Origin of the sequence: Microbispora sp. CSR-4, from assembly GCF_008033685.1 — a bacterium.
GTDB lineage: Bacteria > Actinomycetota > Actinomycetes > Streptosporangiales > Streptosporangiaceae > Microbispora.
Genome location: NZ_VJVX01000040.1, coordinates 62413 through 81053 on the forward strand (window position 1 = coordinate 62413; position 18641 = coordinate 81053).

Genomic DNA, 18641 nt, shown 5'->3' on the forward strand with positions numbered 1-18641 from the left:
CCCGGTGAAGCCCTCAGCGCGGCGGGCGTCGCCCTACCGCACCGAAACCAGGTCGCTGCCTGGCAGATTCCCGCCGTCGCGGCCTGCCAGAGGCGCCAGCGCCCGGCGGGAATCCGTGGTCGTACGTCAGGCCTGCTCGCCCTGCTCGCCCTGCGCGGGCTGCTCGGCGGCCGGAGCCTCGGCGTTCTCGGCGGCCGGAGCCTCGGCGGCCGGAGCGGCCTCGCCGCCCTCGAGGAGCTCGCGCTCCCACTCGGCCAGCGGCTCGGCGGCGGCGACGCCCGCGGGCTTCTCGTCACCGCGGCCGGCGCCCGCACGGGTCATGAGACCGTCGGCGACCGCGTCGGCGATCACGCGCGTGAGGAGGCTGACGGCGCGGATGGCGTCGTCGTTGCCCGGGATCGGGTAGTCGACCTCGTCCGGGTCGCAGTTGGTGTCGAGGATCGCGACGACCGGGATGCCGAGCTTCTTGGCCTCGTTGATCGCGATGTGCTCCTTCTTGGTGTCCACGACCCAGACCGCGCTCGGGACGCGGGCCATGTCACGGATACCGCCGAGGGTGCGCTCCAGCTTCTCCTTCTCGCGGCGGCGCATCAGGAGCTCCTTCTTGGTGAGCCCGGAGCCGGCCACGTTGTCGAAGTCGAGCTCCTCGAGCTCCTTCAGGCGCTGGAGCCTCTTGTGCACGGTGGAGAAGTTGGTGAGCATGCCGCCCAGCCAGCGCTGGTTCACGTACGGCATGCCGACGCGCGACGCCTGCTCGACGATCGACTCCTGCGCCTGCTTCTTCGTGCCGATGAACATGATGGTGCCGCCGTGCGCGACGGTCTCCTTCACGAAGTCGTAGGCACGGTCGATGAACGACAGCGACTTCTGCAGGTCGATGATGTAGATGCCGTTGCGCTCGGTGAAGATGAAGCGCTTCATCTTCGGGTTCCACCGGCGGGTCTGGTGGGCGGAGTGGACGCCGCTCTCCAGCAGCTGCCGCATGGTGACGACAGGGGCCATGGTGATGGTCCTCCATGGTCGTGTGCCCTTGGGCACGGTCTCGGTTGGTCACGCGGGCGTCTTGCCCGCGCCCTGACGCCCCGGGCCGCTTTCACCGGACGCGGTCCGGACCGAGAAGGCGGCTCGTGAGTGGGCGTGCGAATTCGGCCCGCCTAGCAGGCCGTCGAACAGTCTACCCGGATCCGTCCCATCAGTTGACCCTTGCCGGATCGGCACGCGTCACACCACCAGTCGACCCTTGCCGGATCACACGCGTCACACCACCAGTTGCCCCTTGCCGGATCACACGCGTCACACCACCAGTTGCCCCTTGCCGGATCGGCGTGCGTCAACTCACCTTGGGCCCCACCGGCCACCGCCGCCTTCCCGAACCAGCGCGCGACTGCCTCGCCTCACCCCCCACGCCCTGCCCTGCCCTGCGGGGCATCCTGGAACACGCACAGCACCCCCATCCAGCCGCGCCGTGGTGCCCGTGGGCCTCCCAGAAGCGCACGGCGCCACACGCGGTCACCGCGCCGCCCTACCCGACGCCTGCCGAGCCCCGGCTGTTGTGGTGCCTGCGAGGTTGTCGTGGGAGAACGGGGGCGGGCGGGTGACAGTCCGCGGGGCGCGGGTGCGAGTGATGGTGCTGCGGGTGAGGGGGCGGGGTCGGCCGTCAGGAGGACGGGGCCCATGCCACCCACTGCCGTCAGCACGACGGGGCCCACGCCACCCCGTGCATCAGGACAACGGGGCCCACGCCACCCCGTGCATCAGGACAACGGGGCCCACGCCGCCGGGTGCGTCAGGAGGACGGGGCCCACGCCGCCGGGTGCTCCCCCTGGCGGGGCGGCGGGCTCGTCCAGTGCGGCCGCGTCCCGTTGATGGCACCGGGCGGGGTGACATAGGTGAGCGTGCCGAAGGGGCTGTCCATCGTCGCCAGCAGATCATCCACCACGGGCTGCCGCACCCCCGCCCCGTCGATCCCGGCCCCGTCGATTCTGCCGAGATCGTCGAGCCACGCGGCGGTTCTCGCCAACGACACCTCGACGTGCCAGGAGCCGCCCTCGGCCGCCCGCCGGAGCAGCGCCGCGACCGCGCCGAACGCGGCCAGGTAGCCGGTGCCGTGATCGAGAGCCTGCGCGGGGAGCGGGCTCGGTCGCAGACCGTCGCCGTTCTCGTGGGCGATCCCGCATGCCATCTGGACGAGGCTGTCGAACCCCCTCCTCGATGCCCATGGCCCGCGCGAGCCGTACGCGGAGATGTCGACGCAGACGATGCCGGGCCGCAGGGCGGCGAGATCGTCCGGCCCGAACCCCCTGGCCCGCAGGGCACCGGGCCGGTATGCCTGAATGACCACATCGGCCTGGCGGACCAACTCTTTCAGCCTGTCCGCCTCCGAACGCAGGTCGATGTGGCACGACCGTTTGCCGAACGCCGTCTCCACCACGAGTCCCGGCACCTCCGGCAGGTGCGCGGCGCCCACCCGCAGCACGTCAGCGCCGTACGCCGCCAGCGCTCGCGCGGCCACCGGCCCCGCGATCACCCGGGTCAGATCGAGCACCCGCACGCCGCCGAGCGGCCGTTTCATCCCCGTCGGGGCGCTGGTGCCGAGGTCGCCGCGCATATGGCGGGCCTGCGCGCGGCCGGCCCCTCTGCCGGTCTCGCCGCCGACGGCCTCGCTCGCCTGACCGGCCCAGCCGGAGTCCCAATCCGCCTGACCGGCCCAGCCGGCATCCCCATCCGCCTCGCCGTCCCGGCCAGAATCCGCATCGGCCTGCCCGTCCCGGCCCGACAACCGGGAGAGGCCGACAAGGGGAAGTTCGGCCAGCGCCCCCGCCTGAGGGTGCGCGAGCCATTGGGCCCTGCTCCGCATCGCCGCCGCGCAACCGCCCTCGCGAATGACCGCGTCTTCGATCTCCACCGCCGTACGAGCGGCACACGCCCTGGCGACATCCTCCTTGCCCGAGCCGGGCGGCAGCCCGAGCGCGCGCAGGGCGGCGTCACGGTGATGGTCGAAGTTGCAGTGGAGCCGGACCCACCCGCCCGAGGTGCGGTAGTCCCCCGACAAGGCGGCCCAGGTATCCATGGCCTTCCCGTCTGTGCGGAAATGCCTCTCGCTCTGGAAGGCCACGGCAGCGTGCCGCACATCGATCGTCACGTCCGGATCGCCGTACGCGTCGCGAGCCGGTTCCCGGCCTCCGGGTCTTCCCCCGACGCTCTCCCCCATGTGGCCGGCGTACGCCGCGACGGCGGCGGCCAGGGCCCCGGCCGAGGCCGCGGCCATCGTGCCGATGGGGAAGACGGACGGCAGGACGGGGTCCTCACCGACGACTCGGACCTCCGGCAGGGCGACCCCGACGTCCGTCCCCAGCTCCCCGATCAGCGCCCCGATCAGCTTCGCGGTCACTGCCGACTCCTCACTGCCGATGCCTCACTGCGATGCCGTGCAGCGTCGATGCCTTGCGTCGTAGCGCTGGCCCAGGGGCACGCCTTGCGCCGACGCACTGCGCCGACGCACTGCGCCGACGCACTGGGTCGATGCCCTGCGCCCATGCCCTGCGTTCATGCCCTGCGTTCATGCCGTGCGTTCATGCTCTGTGGCGATGCCGGGCCACGTGCTCCACCACGGCGAAGCCGCCTGCCGGCTACCGGGGCCAGTATCCATACCGGTCGCTATCCGCCCATGACGGCCCTCCCCACTCCGGCTCCCGGCCTCGGTTGTGGACGGCATGAGCCTTGTCGCAGCCGTACGAGGGGTCTCGCCGCCGAGCCTGCGCCACCGCGACGATGCCGTCGCCGGGGTGGCCCAGCCGACGGCATTCCGCCGAGAACCCCGCCGGGCGCCCCCGATGGCGCGTTCAGCCCGTCCATCCGCGCGCGGCACGTCGCAGCCGCCACCCTCGGTCCACGTTCTCGACGAATCCCGCGGCGGCCAGGGCGCCGAGACAGGCGAGTGTCGTCCCGATGTCCACACCGGCGGCCACCGCGATAGCGGCGGGTCCTGTGGCGCCGCGCGCGGGGATCGCTTCGAGCACACGCCTGGTCTCATCGTTCAGCCCGTCGCGAGGCCGGATCGGCCCGCGTTGCTCCGGCGCGAGATCGTCACCGATGGAGCCGACCAGCTCGATGATCTCCTCAGGTGACGTGACGCAGACGGCCTTGCCCTGGCGGATAAGGACGTGGCAGCCCGTGGAGACGTCCGCGGTGATCGGACCGGGCACGGCCATCAGATGCCGGTTCAAGCCCCAGGCGTGCGTGGCCGTGTTGAGCGCACCGCTGCGCACGGCCGCCTGCACCACGACGGTCCCCCGGGACAGAGCGGCGATGACCCGGTTGCGGATGAGGAACCGCAGCCGTGTGGGGTGTGCGCCCGGCGGCCACTCGCTGATCACCGCGCCCTGCCGGCGCACGGCACGGAACAGGTCCTCATGAGCGCTGGGGTAACACACGTCCGTCCCGCAGGCGAGCACGACGACCGTCGGCGTTCCGGACGCCAGCGCGCCCCGGTGGGCAGCGCCGTCGATCCCGTAGGCGCCACCGCTGATCACCGTCCATCCGCGTCCGCCGAGACTCATCGCGAACTCGGCCGCCACGGTCGCGCCGTACGCCGTCGCTGCCCTGGCCCCGACGACGGAGACCGAGCGCAGACAGGAGAAGCGCAGGTTGGCATGTCCGTCCACCCACAGTCCGAACGGCCGCGCGTCGCCGAGGTCGTCGAGCTGGGTGGGCCATTCGGCGTCGCCCGGAACGACGAGCCGGGCTCCTCCCCGCATGCCTTGCGCCAGGTCGCCCGCGGGGTCCGTGTAACGGGCCGCCCAGGCCGCCGCGTGGCGGCCGAGATCGACATGGCGCCGGGACGCCTCGGCGTGGTCCTTCTCGTCACGCACGAAGTCAGGGTCGAGCACGCCGCGTCTCGCCCGCTCCATGGCACCGACCGGGCCATAGCGGGCGATCAGCCGGCTCATCACCGCATCGCCTGCCTCGGCCATCCGCATGATCGCCACGCGGGCCAGCCGCTCCGCCCTGCCCTGTCCGGTCGCGCCCTCGGCGTCCCCGGCCGAGCTGCCGCGGACGCCCGCTGCCTGAGAGGCGGTCTCACGGGCCGGCGCGTCGCCGGCAGTGGAGAATTCGGTCGTATCCATCAATCCACTCCCAGCCACAGTGCGAGGGCGGCCGACGTCTCGGCCTGGTCCGGGCGGTCCTTGCAGGAGAGATCCGCGAGAGTCCAGGAGATGCGGAGCACACGATCAAGGCCGCGGGCGCTGAGCGTGCCCACGTCGAGACCTCGGTGGAGCGGGGCCATCGCGGCGTCGGGCAGGCGGAAATCACGGTGCAATGCGGATGACGACACCTCCGCGTTGGTACGCCAGGGAGTGCCGGCCAACCGTTTGGCGGCCCGCTCGCGCGCCAGTCTCACCCGCTCGGCCACGGTCGCGCTGGTCTCCACGAAGTGCCGGTCCGCGAGCAGCTCGGCACGGGTGGCCCGGCCGATCTTCACCTTCACGTCGACGCGATCCAGCAGCGGCCCGGAAAGCCGGTCGAGATAGCGGCGCCGGCCCGCGGGTGTGCACTTGCAGGGGTGCCCGACCGTTCCCTGCAGTCCGCATGGACACGGATTTGCCGCCATGACCAGCATGAACCGGGCGGGGAAGGTGACGGTGCCGACGGCTCGCGCGATGGTCACCGTGCCCGACTCGAGGGGCTGCCGCAGGGAGTCGAGCACGGTCGTCGCGAACTCCGGCGCCTCGTCAAGGAAGAGCACGCCCCGGTGTGCCAGCGACACCGCTCCGGGCCGCACGACGCCTCCGCTCCCGCCGCCTACGACGGCAGCCATCGTGGCGCTGTGATGCGGGGCCACGAAAGGCGGCCGGGTGAGCAGCGGACGCCCCGGCGGCAGCGTTCCCGCCACCGAGTGGATGGCCGACACCTCCAGCGCCTTCTCCTGGTCGAGTGACGGCAGAAGGGTCGGCAGCCGCTCGGCGAGCATGGTCTTGCCGCTCCCGGGTGGGCCCAGCATCCAGAGATTGTGTCCTCCGGCGGCGCACACCTCCAGCGCCTTGCGGCCCATCGGCTGCCCCGCCACGTCGCACAGATCCGGTCCCGGCGCGCCGCCGTCGCCGCCGTACGGGCCTGCCGGGCGCGAGGCGTCCTCGACCCGCCAGGCGTAACCGCCATGTACTGCGACAGCGCTCTGCTTGGTGCGCGCGCCGTGTCCGCCGTGATCGGCGTGCTCGCCCTGCTTTGTGCGAGCCCCGCGCCCGCCGTGCCCCTCATGCTCGGTATGAGCGTTCTGCTTGGTGCGCGCGCCATGTCCGCCGTGCTCGGGCTGTCCGACGTCTCCTGTGTGCTCGGCGTCCTGCGCGAGCGAGGCGGCGTCGTCCACCACCGGAAGCCGGTGCAGGTCGCCCGAGCGCAGCCACCCCACCAGTTCGCCGAGAGCGGCGACCGGGACCACGGTGAGATCGGGCACGAGAGCGGCCTCGGCAGCGTTGAGCGCGGGCACCACGATCGTGCGCACCCCCGCCTCCGCGGCGGCGAGCGCGGCCGGAAGCACGCCCCTGATCGGCCGGACCCTGCCGTCGAGACCGAGCTCGCCGACGAACACCGGCGCCGCGATCCGCTGCGCGGGCACAGCACCGGCCGCACCGAGCACCGCGATCGCAATGGCCAAGTCGAAGATCGATCCTCGCTTGGGCAAGGTGGCCGGAAACAGGCTCACGGTGACGCGCGCGTCGGGCCAGGCGAGCCTGCTGTTGATCAGTGCGGATCTCACACGACCCCGTGCTTCGCTGATCGCGGTGTCGAGAAGCCCGATGAAGTGCGTTCCGGCGATGCCGGGGCCCACATCGGCCTCGACCTCCACGAGGCGTCCGGTGACACCCACGAGGCCGACGCAATGGGTCCGGGCGACGGGCATCTCAGACCACCCCGCGTTCGTGCCTGAGCGAGAAGTCGCCCGCGAACCGTTCGATCGCGATCACGTCGACCCGTATGGTGTCGAAACGCTCCGTGTGCATGGTCAGCCATTTGACGGCCAGCGTCCGGAGGCGCTGCAGCTTCTCAGCGGTCACCGCCTCGAAGGCGGTGCCATGGCTTCGCCCGGAGCGGGTCTTCACCTCCACGATCACCAGCGCGTCGCCGTCACGGGCGACGATGTCGATCTCGCCCTCCGCGCAGCGCCAGTTGCGGTCGAGTATGCGCATGCCCTTCGCCGTCAGAAAGGTCACGGCGAGTTGTTCACCCTGTCTGCCCAGCCGATCTTTCGCCGCCATGGGACCACCTCCGCCGCAGACATTCGCCGAAGCGGCCCCCGGCCCAAGCCACCGAACCTCGTTCTGTGGATAAGCCGCCTCGCGATCGTGGCTGTGGAAGAACGGAAGAAATCGCAGGTGGGCCCGGTGGGGGGTGCGGACCCTGCTGCCGCGGCCTGACACCAGCCGAACTCCCAGCGAGGCTCCTCGACGGCCGGGCGGAGCGGCGCGTGCCGACTCGCGGGCACCAACCCCACCGGCACGCGGGCGCCGCGCACGCCGGTCTGGCCTACGTACCGGACTCATACCGCATAGCGGCAGGAGGCCGGTGGATAGCATGCGGATCGTGGGAGCGGGCGAAGAGCGGGGAGCCGGGGAGTTCGACGTCGTCCTCGATCAGTTCGAACGGCATCTGCGGCTCGAACGGGACCTGTCGCCGCACACGCTCAGGGCCTATCTCGGCGACGTTTCCTCGCTGTTCGCGCACATGAAGGCCGCCGGGCACGCCGACGTGTCCGCTCTTGACGTCGTCGTCCTGCGCGACTGGCTGGGAGACCAGCACCAGGCCGGACGGTCGAGGGCGACGCTGGCCCGCCGGTCGGCCTGCGCCCGGGTCTTCACCGCGTTCTGCCATCGGCGGGGATGGCTGGCGAGCGACCCCGGGCTGCTCCTCGGCACGGCGAAGGCCGAACGCCGGCTGCCGAAGGTGCTGGACCAGGCCGAGGCCGAGGCCGTCCTGTCCACGCAGGGGCTGGGCGACGCCAGGGACCTGCGCGATCGGGCGATGCTGGAGCTGCTGTACGCGACCGGCATGCGGGTGAGCGAGTTGTGCGGCCTCGACGTGGACGACGTGGACCGGGACCGCCGGACGGTCCGCGTGCTGGGCAAGGGACGCAAGGAGCGGACCGTGCCCTTCGGGTTGCCCGCCCTGCACGCCCTGGACGCGTGGTGCGTGCGGGGCAGGCCCCTGTGGATTCGCGAAGGTAGCGGCCCCGCGCTCTTCCTCGGCGTCCGAGGAGGCCGGATCGACCAGGGCACCGTCCGGCGTGTCGTGCACGCCCACCTGGCCCAGGTCGAGGGAGCCCCCGACATGGGCCCGCACGGGCTGCGCCACACCGCCGCCACCCACCTCCTCGAAGGCGGGGCCGACCTGCGATCCGTGCAGGAGATGCTCGGGCACGCATCCCTGGCCACCACACAGATCTACACGCACGTGTCCATCGAGCGGCTGCGGACCGCCTATCGCCAGGCCCATCCCCGCGCCTGAGCACAGCACCCAAGCACAGCACCCAAGCACAGTGCCCGAGCACAGCCCTTGAGCAGCGCGCCTGGGCACAGCACTCGATCACGCGCCCCCGGCCCGGGCTGCCACGGGCCTCCCGGTCGTCGCGACGCCCGGCGGGCTGCTCAGTCGGCGAGGCAGGAGACGGACCTGCTCCGCCCCGGGTTGTTACGGGCTTCCCCTCATCGCGACGCCCAGCGGACTCAGCCGGGCGGCCAGCGGGGCAGGAGACGGACCTGCCCGGCCCGAGTTACGAGCCCCGCGTCGTCGCGACGCCCGGCGGGCTGCTCAGCCGACGGGCCAGCGGGGCAGGAGACGGACCTGCCCCCGGCCGAACAGCAGGAGCGGGTCCAGGTAGAGACGGCCGCGCAGGAGCCCCCAGTGCAGGCAGGGAGCAGTGCAGTGAGCGGCGGCGTTCTCCTCGACGACGCCGATGACCTGACCTGCCGTGACGGCCTCACCAGGCCTGACCAAGGCTCGGACGGGCAGATAGGTGGTCCGCAGGCCGTCGGAGTGCGAGATCGTCACGACCCCGCGGCCTGCGACCCGCTCCGCCAGACCGACGATTCCCGGTCCGGCGGCCACGACCTTGTCTCCGGGCCGCGCGGCCAGGTCCACACCACGGTGACCGGCCAGCCACCGCTGCGGGGGCGGATCGAAGCGCCTCGTCGGACGTGCGGGCCCGGAAAGCGGCCAGCGCCAGCCGGACGCCTCCCCAGGAGGCCCCATCGGGTCCGGCGGAACCGTCCCCACCGGCCGCCCGGCCCCAGAAGAGCGGACGGCCACCCCTGGCGGCCCCATCGACCCCAGCACGTCCGGCGCGACCGCCCCCACCGGTTGCGCGGCCCCAGCAGGTCGGACGGCCACCCCAGAGCGGGCCGTCCCGCCGGAACCAGGGCGGGCCCTCCCGGCAGAAGCAGAGAGGGTCGTCCACAGCGGCACGTCGGCCTGGGCCTGGTCCGGCGATCCGCCTGCCGGCCCGTTGGATCGAGCCGGTCCGGCCGTTCCAGCGCCCGCGGATCGCGATGCCCTCCTCGGCGATGCGTCCGCAGACCTGGGCGCCCCGGCCGGCAGCGGATCCGTGGGCGGGGGCGCACTCGCCGACGCGACCGCGTACGGCCCCGTGGACGGTTCCGGGGAGCCTTTGGCGGCTACGGGCCGGACGGCGCCGGACAACCGATCGGAAGCCGCGGTCAGCAGCGCCAGGACGAGCACGTACGCGACGAGACGCATGCCACGACGATGCACCCCTGAAGCTCACGCCGAGCGGCCGAACGTCGTTCTGTGGACAGACCGCGCACGATCAGCTCGAGAAGCCCTCCTTGGGCATCTCGAGGTCGGGCTTGGCCAGTTCCTCGATGTTGACGTCCTTGAAGGTCACCACCCGCACGTTCTTCACGAAGCGGGCCGGGCGATACATGTCCCAGACCCAGGCGTCCTGCATCTTCACGTCGAAGAAGACATCGCCGTTCTCCGCGGTGCGGACGTCGAGATCGACGGAGTTGGTGAGATAGAAGCGCCGCTCGGTCTCGACCACGTACGTGAACAGGCCGACCACATCGCGGTACTCCCGGTAGAGCTGCAGCTCCATCTCGGTCTCGTACTTTTCGAGATCTTCCGCGCTCATCCCGGTCCTCCTCTTCCACTCCCCGTCGGGAACCCACCGTCGAGGCCGACCTGTTCAGACGACACCGGTCTTAACCTCATTCTCGCGCATGTCCTCATCCTGCCCCGTCCACAGGCCCCCGGCCGGGATCCTTGTCCCACGAGTCACCCTGGCCACCGTCACGAACGAGAACCGATGGTGAGGGCACGGCCCATGCCGCGCCAGCGCCCGCCGATGTCCGGGCGTCACGTAGCCCTTGTGCAGGGCGAAGCCGTACTGCGGATAAACCTCGTCGAGACCGTGCATCAGCCGGTCCCTCGTCACCTTCGCCACGATCGAGGCCGCCGCCACGCACGCGGCGACCTGGTCGCCCTTCCACACCGCCAGCGACGGCGCGGGCAGCCCCGCCACCGGGAAGCCGTCCACGAGGACGTAGCCGGGATCGATCCCCAGCCCGGCCACGGCCCGCCGCATCCCCGCGATGTTGCACTTGTGCAGGCCGCGCGAGTCGATCTCCTCCGGTGGGATCACGACCACGCTCACGGCCCGGGCGGTCGCCGTGATCCGCTCGTAGAGGCGCTCGCGCACGGCCTCGGTCAGGAGCTTGGAGTCGCTCAGCCCGTCGATCTCCCGCCCCAGCACGACCGCGGCGACGACCAGCGGCCCGGCGCAGGCGCCGCGACCGGCCTCGTCCACCCCGGCGACCGGCGTGAACCCCCGCCGGGCCAGGGCCCGCTCATAGCCGTAGAGTCCGGAGTCCCGTCGTACGACGCTCGGGCGCGGGCGATAGGCAGCTGTCATGACGACAAGCAGATTACGCCCCATTCGGGACCGGCGATACGGCCGAAACCACCACCGACGGCAAAGCCGCAGGTGAGATCAGCGTACGGCGGAGAAAGTGCCGGGCCGGGAGAGGATCGAGATCCGGTTCAGCGGCCAGTAGCGCAGGAACGCCCGCCCGGTGACATCGTCTTCGGAGATCGTGCCCTGGTGCCCGTCGTCGGTGTAGAAGCGCGAGTCCGCCGAGTTGTTCCGGTGGTCGCCCATCAGCCACAGCCGCCCCTTGGGGACCGTTATGTCGAACTCACGGTCGGAGGGCTTGGCCCCGGGATAGAGGTACTTGTCCTCGTCCAGCGGCGTCCCGTTCACGGTGATGCGCTGCTTGGCGTCGCAGCACTTCACGTGGTCGCCGCCCACCCCGATCACCCGCTTGATCGTGTCCTCGCCGTTCCATCCCTTGAAGACCACGATGTCGCCGCGCTCCACCGGCCCGAACTTGTACGCGAGCTTGTTGACCACCACGTAGTCGTTGACCAGGAGCGTGTTCTGCATCGACTCCGACGGGATCCAGAACGACTGCAGCAGGAAGGTGTGCACCAGCAGGGCGACGACGACCCCGCCGAGCACGTACGCGAGGGTCTCGAGAAGGCCGGAGCGCTTCTTCTTCGCGGCCCGGTCCTTCTTCCCCGCGGCGGCCCCCTCGTTCTCCTCCGCCCCGCCCGTCGCCGCCGGCTCCGCCGATTCCTTCGGTTTCGCCGGCTCTTCCGGGGCGCGGTCCGCGGACCCGGCCGGCTCCGCGGTGTCTAAGCGACTCTCGTCGGACTCTCCCACGGCTGGTTCCTCCGGCTCTGTCACGTCCTACGTCGCCTCACCAGCCGGCGGCGCAGGGCCACCAGCGGCACGGCTCCCGCGAAGCCCGCGACGAACGGCGCGGACCCGAGGGCCACCTGGAGCGCCGGCTGCGCGAACGTCTCCGGAATCGGCAGGATCTTGGCCCGGTTGAACGGCCAGACGATGACGAACGCGCGGCCGATCACCTTGTCGGCCGGAATGGTGCCGCCGCCCGGGTCGCCCATGTGCAAGCGGGAGTCCCAGGACACCGAGCGGTGGTCGCCCATCACCCACAGGCGGTCCGGCGGGACGGTGACCTCGAACTCGCGCCCGGACGGCTCGTCGCCGGGATAGAGGTACGACTTCTCGTTCAGCGGCACGCCGTTCACCGTGACCCGGCCCTGCGCGTCGCAGCACTTGACCTTGTCGCCCGGAACGCCGATGACCCGCTTGATGTAGTCCTTCTCCCCCGGCACGACGCCGAACGCGGTGCCGAGCCAGCGAAGCGCGGCCGAGATGGGGTTGGACGGCTCTTCGAGCTTCACCTCGGGGTCCCAGGAGTCCACACCGGAGAACACCACGATGTCGCCGCGCTCGATGTCGCGTACGTGGTAGACCAGCTTGTTCACCAGCACCCGGTCGTTGATGAGGAGCGTGTCCTCCATCGACTCGGACGGGATGTAGAACGCCTGGACCACGAAAGACTTGATCAGCAGGGCAAGGGCGAGGGCGACCACGATCAGGACGGGCAACTCCCGCCAGAACGAGCCTTTCTTCTTCCCGTCCTCGGCGTTCTGCTTGACGTCTTCGGCGACCACGTCCACCCCGTCCTCGGCAGGGCTGCGCGTGCCCGGCCCCTGTCCCTCGCTAGTCATCGCTGCTGAGCCTAGATGATGTCCGCGACGGCGGGCGCCGGGGACACCGCATCACCGGCAAAAAGAAAGTGGCCCGCGCCTGGGGCGCGGACCACGATCTCCAAAGCCTTACTTGGCGGCCGGCTGCGCCTCGCGCTTCTCGCGGATGCGGGCGGCCTTTCCGCGCAGGTCACGCATGTAGTACAGCTTGGCCCGGCGGACGTCACCGCGGGTCACGACGGTGATCTTCTCGATCACGGGGCTGTGAACCGGGAAGGTGCGCTCGACGCCGACGCCGTAGCTGACCTTGCGGACCGTGAACGTCTCACGGATGCCACCGCCCTGGCGGCGCAGGACGAAGCCCTTGAACACCTGGATGCGGGACCGGTTGCCCTCGACGACGCGGACGTGGACCTCCAGCGTGTCACCCGGGCGGAAGGCCGGTACGTCGCTGCGAAGGGCAGCCTTCTCGATCTCCTGGATCTGCGTGTGCATGGCGGCGGTTCCTCATTGACATGGGCACGCGGAGGTCCACCCGGCCGGCCCGAGGGCGCGGCGACGAGGGGGACACGCGTGCTTGGCTTGATACGTCTTGTCTGCCGTGTTCGGCCGGGCGCACCCGACCATGCAGAAGTAGGCAGCAGCGATTCAGTCTGCCATATCTTCCGGCTCCGCGCGAAACGCGGTGCGAACTCCGGTGGGAGACGCGCTTTGGGAGGCGGCCGAACGGCGCTCATCAAGGCGTTCCTCGAACTCCTCGATGACGCGCCGGTCGTGCTTGTCGAGGCCGTCACGGTCGAGCCGGGCGACCAGTTCCGGCCTGCGGTCCAGCGTACGGCGCAGCGCCTCGTCGCGCCGCCAGCGGGCGATCCTGCCGTGGTGTCCCGACAGCAGGACCTCGGGCACCTCGTGCCCCCGCCACACGGGCGGCTTGGTGTAGACGGGGCCTTCCAGCAGGTTGGCCATGGCCCCCGGGGCGAAGGAGTCGTCGGCGACGGAGCGCGCGTTGCCGAGGACGCCCGGCAGCAGCCTCCCCACGGCCTCGACCATCACCAGGACGGCCGCCTCTCCCCCGGCTAAGACGTAGTCGCCGATGCTCACCTCGTCGGCGCGCAGCCGCTCGCCGTACTCGGCGACGACACGGGAGTCGATGCCCTCGTAGCGCGCCGGGGCGAACAGCAGCCACGGCTCCCCGGCGTACTCCAGCGCCACTTCCTGGGTGAACGGCCGGCCGCTCGGTGTGGGGACGATCAGCCGGGGCAGCGCGTCCGCCCCGAGGGCGGCGCGTCCGCCGTCGATCACCGCGTCGACGGCCTCGCCCCAGACCTCCGGCTTCATCACCATGCCGGGGCCGCCGCCGTACGGCGTGTCGTCCACGGTCTTGTGGACGTCGTGCGTCCAGTCGCGGAGCTGGTGGAGATGGATGTCGAGGATGCCGCGCTCGCGGGCCTTGCCCATGAGGGAGACGTCGAGCGGGGCGAAATACTCGGGGAAGATCGAGATGATGTCGACGCGCATCGGCGGCCCCCTACTCGGCCTCGACGTCGAGCAGGCCGGGCGGTGCGTCGACGACGAGGATCCCCTTGCCGAGGTCGATCTCGGGCACGAGCGCCTTGACGAACGGCACGTACGCCTCGTCGCGGGAGGGACGGGCCACCACCAGCAGGTCCTGTCCGTGGTGGAGGACGTCGCTGACCTCGCCGACCCGTTCCCCCTCGGTGGTGACCACCGTCAGGCCGATCAGCTCGTGGTCGTGGAACTCGTCGGGGTCCTCGATCGGCGGCAGGTCCGCGGAGTCCACGACGAGCAGCGTGCCGCGCAGCGCCTCCGCGGCGTCCCTGCCCTCCACTCCGGCCAGGGTCAGCAGCAGGATGCCCTTGTGCCACCGGGCCCGCTCCACCGTCAGCGGACCGGCCGAGGCCGGGTCGGTGGCCAGCGTCGCACCCGGAGCGAAGCGCAGGTCGGGCTCGTCGGTGCGCACCTCGACCGTGACCTCGCCCCGCACGCCGTGCGGGCGGCCGATCCTGCCCACGACTAGCTGCACTTGTCGCCTACCTCCGCTACCGCTTCCACGCGACTGCCACGTCTGTCACTGCGAACCGCCCGGGACGGACCGGTTCGAACCCGGAAAACACGCCGGGGGACCCCGATGCGGGGCCCCCCGGACGCGTCGTTCGGCTCAGCGCGCCTCTTCCAGGTCGACCAGGTCGATCCGCACGTACTTGCCGTTCGACAACGCGTTGAGCACGGTGCGCAACGCCTTCGCCGTACGGCCGCCACGGCCGATGACCTTGCCGAGGTCGTCGGGGTGCACCCGGACCTCGAGAACGCGCCCGGTGCGGATGCGCCGCGCGCGGACCCGGACATCATCCGGATGTTCGACGATGCCCTTGACCAGGTGCTCGAGGGCCTCCTCGAGCACCTCAGGCCTCGCCTTCCGGCTTCTCCTCCGCGGCCGGGGCCTCGGCGGTCTCTTCGGCCTTCACGGTCTTCCTGGCCTTCTTCGGCGTGGTGGCGGCGGCGCCGGTGTCACCCGAGAGCGACTCCTTGGCGGCGGCCTCGTACGCCGCGTGCCGGTCCGGCTTGGGCTCGGCGACCAGGAGCGGCGTGGCGGGGGCGGGCTCGCCCTTGAACTTCTGCCAGTCGCCGGTCAGCTTGAAGATCTTCAGGACCGGGTCGGTCGGCTGCGCGCCGACGCCCAGCCAGTACTGCACCCGCTCGGAGTTCACCTCGATGCGCGAGGGGTTCTCCTTCGGGTGGTAGAGGCCGATCTCCTCGATGGCACGGCCGTCCCGCTTGCTCCGGGCGTCGGCGACGACGATGCGGTACTGCGGGTTGCGGATCATGCCGAGCCGCTTGAGCTTGATCTTGACTGCCACGGGTGTGGTCTCTCCTGCATTAGAGCGTGGGTGAGCGGTGTCTCATCGAGTGGGGCACGATGGGAGCCCGCCCGAGGGACAGGCGCGACCGGCGGGGGTGAGAGGGCACCCGCCTGGCCACGATGTTCCAGCCTGACATTCTGCCAGATGATTCCCCATGCTCCGCAAAGGACGGTTCCATCGCCGCCCTGATTTCGGCACGGATGTGCCCATGCCTCCGGAACGGGCCCGCGAACTGATCGCGTGCACACGCCGTCCAATGGTCATGCGAATCACGAACACCACCCTCACGGCCGGAGCGGCGGCCCTCGCCCTGCTGGCCGCCGGCTGCGGCACGGGCACGACGCCCTCGGCCGCCGCCGCTCCCCCTGCCAGGGCCACGACCACCACCACGACCACCACCACGACCCAGCACACGACAACGGCGGCCGCCGCGGACGCGGGCCGGGCCACCGCCGCGAGCGCCATGTCCGCCCGGTACGGCTCCGCGGCGCAAAGCGCCGGCACACGGACCCCGGCCACACGGACCACGGCCGCACGGACCACGGGCGCCGCCCCCGCGCGGTGCCGTACGACCGGTTTGCGGGCCCGTGTGGGCCGGCAGGACGCGGGGGCGGGCAACCGCTACGCCCCGCTCGTGCTGACCAACACGTCGGGCAAGACCTGCTGGGTGTACGGCTTCGTCGGGCTCGTCCTGATCGACGGCCGGGGGGACGCGCTGCGTACGCGCACCCGCCGCGAGAGCGTCACCCCGCACCGGGTCACGCTGCGTCCCGGGGCGAGCGCCCACGCCCGGCTCCACTGGACCGTGGTGCCGACCGGGCACGAGACCCGCTGCCCATCCTCGGCCCGGCTGATGATCATCCCGCCGGACGAGGTGGCGCACCTGGAGGTCCCGTTCAAGGCGACGGTGTGCGACGACGGCAGGATCGACGCCAGGCCGATGGCCCCGGGCACGAGCCTCTGACACGACGACAGCGGCCCCGGCACAAAGCAGGGCGAGCCGCCGCGGACGCCGCGTCACCCCTGTGAACGCCGCGCGGCCTCTCCGGACGCCACCGCTGTGGACGCCGCACGCGAACCTCCGCGGACGCCGCGTCATTCCTGTGAACGCCGCGCGGCCTCTCCGGACCCCACCGCTGTGGACGCCGCACGCGAACCTCCGCGGACACCCCGTGAACAGCGAGGAGGCCGCACACGAGCCCTGACCGCGCCGCGGCCCGCCGGGAAACCGGCGGGCGGGCGGGTCAGTTCTGGCCGGGCAGCTTCAGCTTCGACGGGTCGAAGCCGGGCGGCAGTTCCAGACCGGGGGGCAGCTGGCCGCCGCCGAGGTTGCCGAGCAGGCCCTTGGGCAGCTTCGGGGCGTCCGAGGACGACGCGTTCGCACCGGCCTTGCCGAGCGCGGCCTTGCGCGGGTCGCCGCTGACACGACGGCCCTTCTTGGGCTTCTGCGCCTTCTGCTTGCGGCCGCCGGGCATGCCCGGGATGCCCATGCCCTGGGTCATCCGCTTCATCATCTTCTGCGCCTCGAAGAAGCGGACCACCAGGTTGTTCACCTCGGTGACCGTGACGCCCGAGCCCTTGGCGATGCGCGCCCGGCGCGAGCCGTTGATGATCTTCGGGTCCTGGCGCTCGCCGGGCGTCATGGAACGGATGATCGCCGCGATGCGGTCGAGGTCGCGGTCGTCGACCTGGTTGAGCTGGTCGCGCATCTGCCCCATGCCGGGCATCATGCCGAGCAGGTTCTTGATGGGCCCCATGCGGCGCACCATCATCATCTGCTCGAGGAAGTCCTCCAGCGTGAAGCCGTCGCCGGAGACGAGCTTGCCCGCCATCTTGGCGGCTTCCTGCTCGTCGAACGTCTTCTGCGCCTGCTCGATCAGGGTGAGGATGTCACCCATGTCGAGGATCCGGCCCGCCATGCGGTCGGGGTGGAAGGCGTCGAAGTCCTCGAGCTTCTCACCGGTGCTGGCGAACATGATCGGCCGGCCGGTGACGTGCCGCACCGAAAGGGCGGCGCCACCCCGGGCGTCGCCGTCGAGCTTGGTCAGCACCACGCCGTCGAAGCCGACGCCGTCCATGAACGCGCTGGCCGTGCTGACCGCGTCCTGACCGATCATCGCGTCGAGGACGAACAGGACCTCGTCCGGCGTGACCGCGTCGCGGATGTCGGCGGCCTGCTTCATCAGCTCCTGGTCGATGCCGAGGCGGCCGGCGGTGTCGACGATGACCACGTCGTGCTGCTGGCGGCGTGCGTGGTCCACCGACTGCCGCGCCACCGCGACCGGGTCGCCCACGCCGTTGCCCGGCTCGGGGGCGTACACAGCGACACCGGCCCGCTCGGCCATGACGGCGAGCTGCTGCACCGCGTTGGGCCGCTGGAGGTCACAGGCGACGAGCAGGGGAGCGTGCCCCTGGTCGCGCAGCCACTTGGCGAGCTTGCCGGCCAGGGTCGTCTTGCCGGAGCCCTGGAGACCGGCCAGCATGATCACGGTCGGTGGGGTCTTGGCGTAGCGCAGCCGCCGCGTCTCGCCGCCCAGCACCTCGATGAGCTCGTCGTTGACGATCTTCACGACCTGCTGCGCGGGGTTGAGCGCCTGGGAGACCTCGGCGCCGCGGGCCCGCTCCTTGACCCGGGCCACGAAATCCTTCACGACCGGCAGCGCGACGTCCGCCTCGAGCAGCGCGATGCGGATCTCGCGGCAGGTCGCGTCGATGTCGGCGTCGGAAAGCCTGCCTTTGGACCGTAGGGAGGAGAAGACCGAAGTCAGCCGGTCGGAAAGCGTCTCGAACACGTGTTTGGCCAGCCTCGAAGCGAGTGGACGGGTCGGTGAACCATCAGTCTCCCCAGACTATCCGCCCGCGCGCCCTTCACGCCCGTGCCGCCGGGGCGAGATCGCCGGTCCGGCCCGTTTCCGGGTCTCACCGGAACGCGCTCACATGGGATGACAGCGCGTGTTCGACCAGCGTGATGAGGGTGCTCTTGACCGATTCGCGGTCACGGGCGTCAGTGCGGACGATCGGAACCTGGGGTGACAACGTGAGGGCTTCGCGCAGTTCCTCCTCCCCGTGGGTGTACTGCCCGTCGAAGCCGTTCACGCCCACGACGAACGGCAGACGCGCCTCCTCGAAGTAGTCCACCGCCGGGAAACTGTCCGCCAACCGCCGCGTGTC

General features: G+C 71.3%; 18 protein-coding genes and 1 pseudogene. 2 read left to right on the forward strand and 17 right to left on the reverse strand.

Features of this window, described 5'->3' with window-relative positions:
* Window positions 1–126: 126 nt before the first annotated feature.
* The 5 genes from rpsB to FLV34_RS26305 all read right to left on the reverse strand — a co-directional run bounded on the left by rpsB (window position 127) and on the right by FLV34_RS26305 (window position 7256).
* Complete coding sequence (rpsB, locus tag FLV34_RS26275; RefSeq protein WP_147944357.1) at window positions 127–1002, reverse strand: 30S ribosomal protein S2; 876 nt, start codon at window positions 1000–1002, stop codon at window positions 127–129.
* 784 nt (window positions 1003–1786) lie between these two features.
* Window positions 1787–3391: a CoA transferase gene (locus tag FLV34_RS42675; RefSeq protein WP_261985910.1), complete on the reverse strand. Its 1605-nt coding sequence runs from the start codon at window positions 3389–3391 to the stop codon at window positions 1787–1789.
* Between the two features lie 451 nt (window positions 3392–3842).
* Entirely contained in the window at window positions 3843–5126 is a 1284-nt protein-coding gene (gene dprA / locus FLV34_RS26290; RefSeq protein WP_142650471.1) for a DNA-processing protein DprA, read from the reverse strand.
* Window positions 5126–6901, reverse strand: a complete 1776-nt coding sequence (locus tag FLV34_RS42680) for a YifB family Mg chelatase-like AAA ATPase (RefSeq protein WP_261985911.1) — start codon at window positions 6899–6901, stop codon at window positions 5126–5128. Before FLV34_RS42680 ends, dprA begins: the two co-directional genes overlap by 1 nt.
* A gap of 1 nt (window position 6902) precedes the next feature.
* Entirely contained in the window at window positions 6903–7256 is a 354-nt protein-coding gene (locus FLV34_RS26305; RefSeq protein ID WP_142650453.1) for a YraN family protein, read from the reverse strand.
* 325 nt (window positions 7257–7581) lie between these two features.
* On the opposite strand from FLV34_RS26305, the gene FLV34_RS26310 reads away from it, so the two are divergent.
* Entirely contained in the window at window positions 7582–8502 is a 921-nt protein-coding gene (locus tag FLV34_RS26310) for a tyrosine recombinase XerC (RefSeq protein WP_260617436.1), read from the forward strand.
* Between the two features lie 303 nt (window positions 8503–8805).
* Here FLV34_RS26310 and FLV34_RS26315 read toward each other — a convergent pair whose 3' ends face one another.
* The 10 genes from FLV34_RS26315 to rpsP all read right to left on the reverse strand — a co-directional run bounded on the left by FLV34_RS26315 (window position 8806) and on the right by rpsP (window position 15467).
* Window positions 8806–9246, reverse strand: a complete 441-nt coding sequence (locus tag FLV34_RS26315; protein ID WP_240971895.1) for a M23 family metallopeptidase — start codon at window positions 9244–9246, stop codon at window positions 8806–8808.
* A gap of 574 nt (window positions 9247–9820) precedes the next feature.
* Window positions 9821–10144 carry a DUF2469 domain-containing protein gene (locus FLV34_RS26320; protein WP_036327164.1) on the reverse strand — a complete coding sequence of 108 codons (324 nt, stop codon included), beginning with the start codon at window positions 10142–10144 and terminating at the stop codon, window positions 9821–9823.
* 54 nt (window positions 10145–10198) lie between these two features.
* On the reverse strand, window positions 10199–10924 hold the full coding sequence (locus tag FLV34_RS26325; protein WP_142650452.1) for a ribonuclease HII: 726 nt from the start codon (window positions 10922–10924) through the stop codon (window positions 10199–10201).
* A 78-nt stretch (window positions 10925–11002) separates the two neighbouring features.
* The gene (gene lepB, locus FLV34_RS26330; protein ID WP_147944358.1) at window positions 11003–11734 is read right to left on the reverse strand and encodes a signal peptidase I; all 732 of its coding nucleotides are present in this window, start codon (window positions 11732–11734) and stop codon (window positions 11003–11005) included.
* Window positions 11735–11754: 20 nt separating this feature from the next.
* Window positions 11755–12609 carry a signal peptidase I gene (lepB, locus tag FLV34_RS26335; protein WP_142650450.1) on the reverse strand — a complete coding sequence of 285 codons (855 nt, stop codon included), beginning with the start codon at window positions 12607–12609 and terminating at the stop codon, window positions 11755–11757.
* A gap of 108 nt (window positions 12610–12717) precedes the next feature.
* Complete coding sequence (rplS, locus tag FLV34_RS26340; protein ID WP_030511727.1) at window positions 12718–13083, reverse strand: 50S ribosomal protein L19; 366 nt, start codon at window positions 13081–13083, stop codon at window positions 12718–12720.
* A 153-nt stretch (window positions 13084–13236) separates the two neighbouring features.
* Complete coding sequence (gene trmD / locus FLV34_RS26345; RefSeq protein WP_142650449.1) at window positions 13237–14106, reverse strand: tRNA (guanosine(37)-N1)-methyltransferase TrmD; 870 nt, start codon at window positions 14104–14106, stop codon at window positions 13237–13239.
* 10 nt (window positions 14107–14116) lie between these two features.
* Window positions 14117–14632: a ribosome maturation factor RimM gene (gene rimM, locus FLV34_RS26350; RefSeq protein WP_142650448.1), complete on the reverse strand. Its 516-nt coding sequence runs from the start codon at window positions 14630–14632 to the stop codon at window positions 14117–14119.
* A 135-nt stretch (window positions 14633–14767) separates the two neighbouring features.
* Complete coding sequence (locus FLV34_RS26355) at window positions 14768–15010, reverse strand: RNA-binding protein (RefSeq protein ID WP_030511730.1); 243 nt, start codon at window positions 15008–15010, stop codon at window positions 14768–14770.
* A 1-nt stretch (window position 15011) separates the two neighbouring features.
* On the reverse strand, window positions 15012–15467 hold the full coding sequence (gene rpsP, locus FLV34_RS26360) for a 30S ribosomal protein S16 (protein WP_142650447.1): 456 nt from the start codon (window positions 15465–15467) through the stop codon (window positions 15012–15014).
* Window positions 15468–15732: 265 nt separating this feature from the next.
* Here rpsP and FLV34_RS26365 point away from each other — a divergent pair, with 265 nt between their 5' ends.
* Complete coding sequence (locus FLV34_RS26365; RefSeq protein WP_142650446.1) at window positions 15733–16434, forward strand: DUF4232 domain-containing protein; 702 nt, start codon at window positions 15733–15735, stop codon at window positions 16432–16434.
* Between the two features lie 280 nt (window positions 16435–16714).
* Here the strand turns inward: FLV34_RS26365 and ffh are convergent, their stop codons facing one another.
* Both ffh and FLV34_RS26375 read right to left on the reverse strand, forming a co-directional pair.
* Window positions 16715–18262, reverse strand: coding sequence for a signal recognition particle protein (gene ffh, locus FLV34_RS26370; RefSeq protein WP_142650445.1), 1548 nt, complete (start codon window positions 18260–18262; stop codon window positions 16715–16717).
* 127 nt (window positions 18263–18389) lie between these two features.
* Window positions 18390–18641 (reverse strand): annotated as a pseudogene (locus FLV34_RS26375) (ATP/GTP-binding protein); the annotation flags it as partial.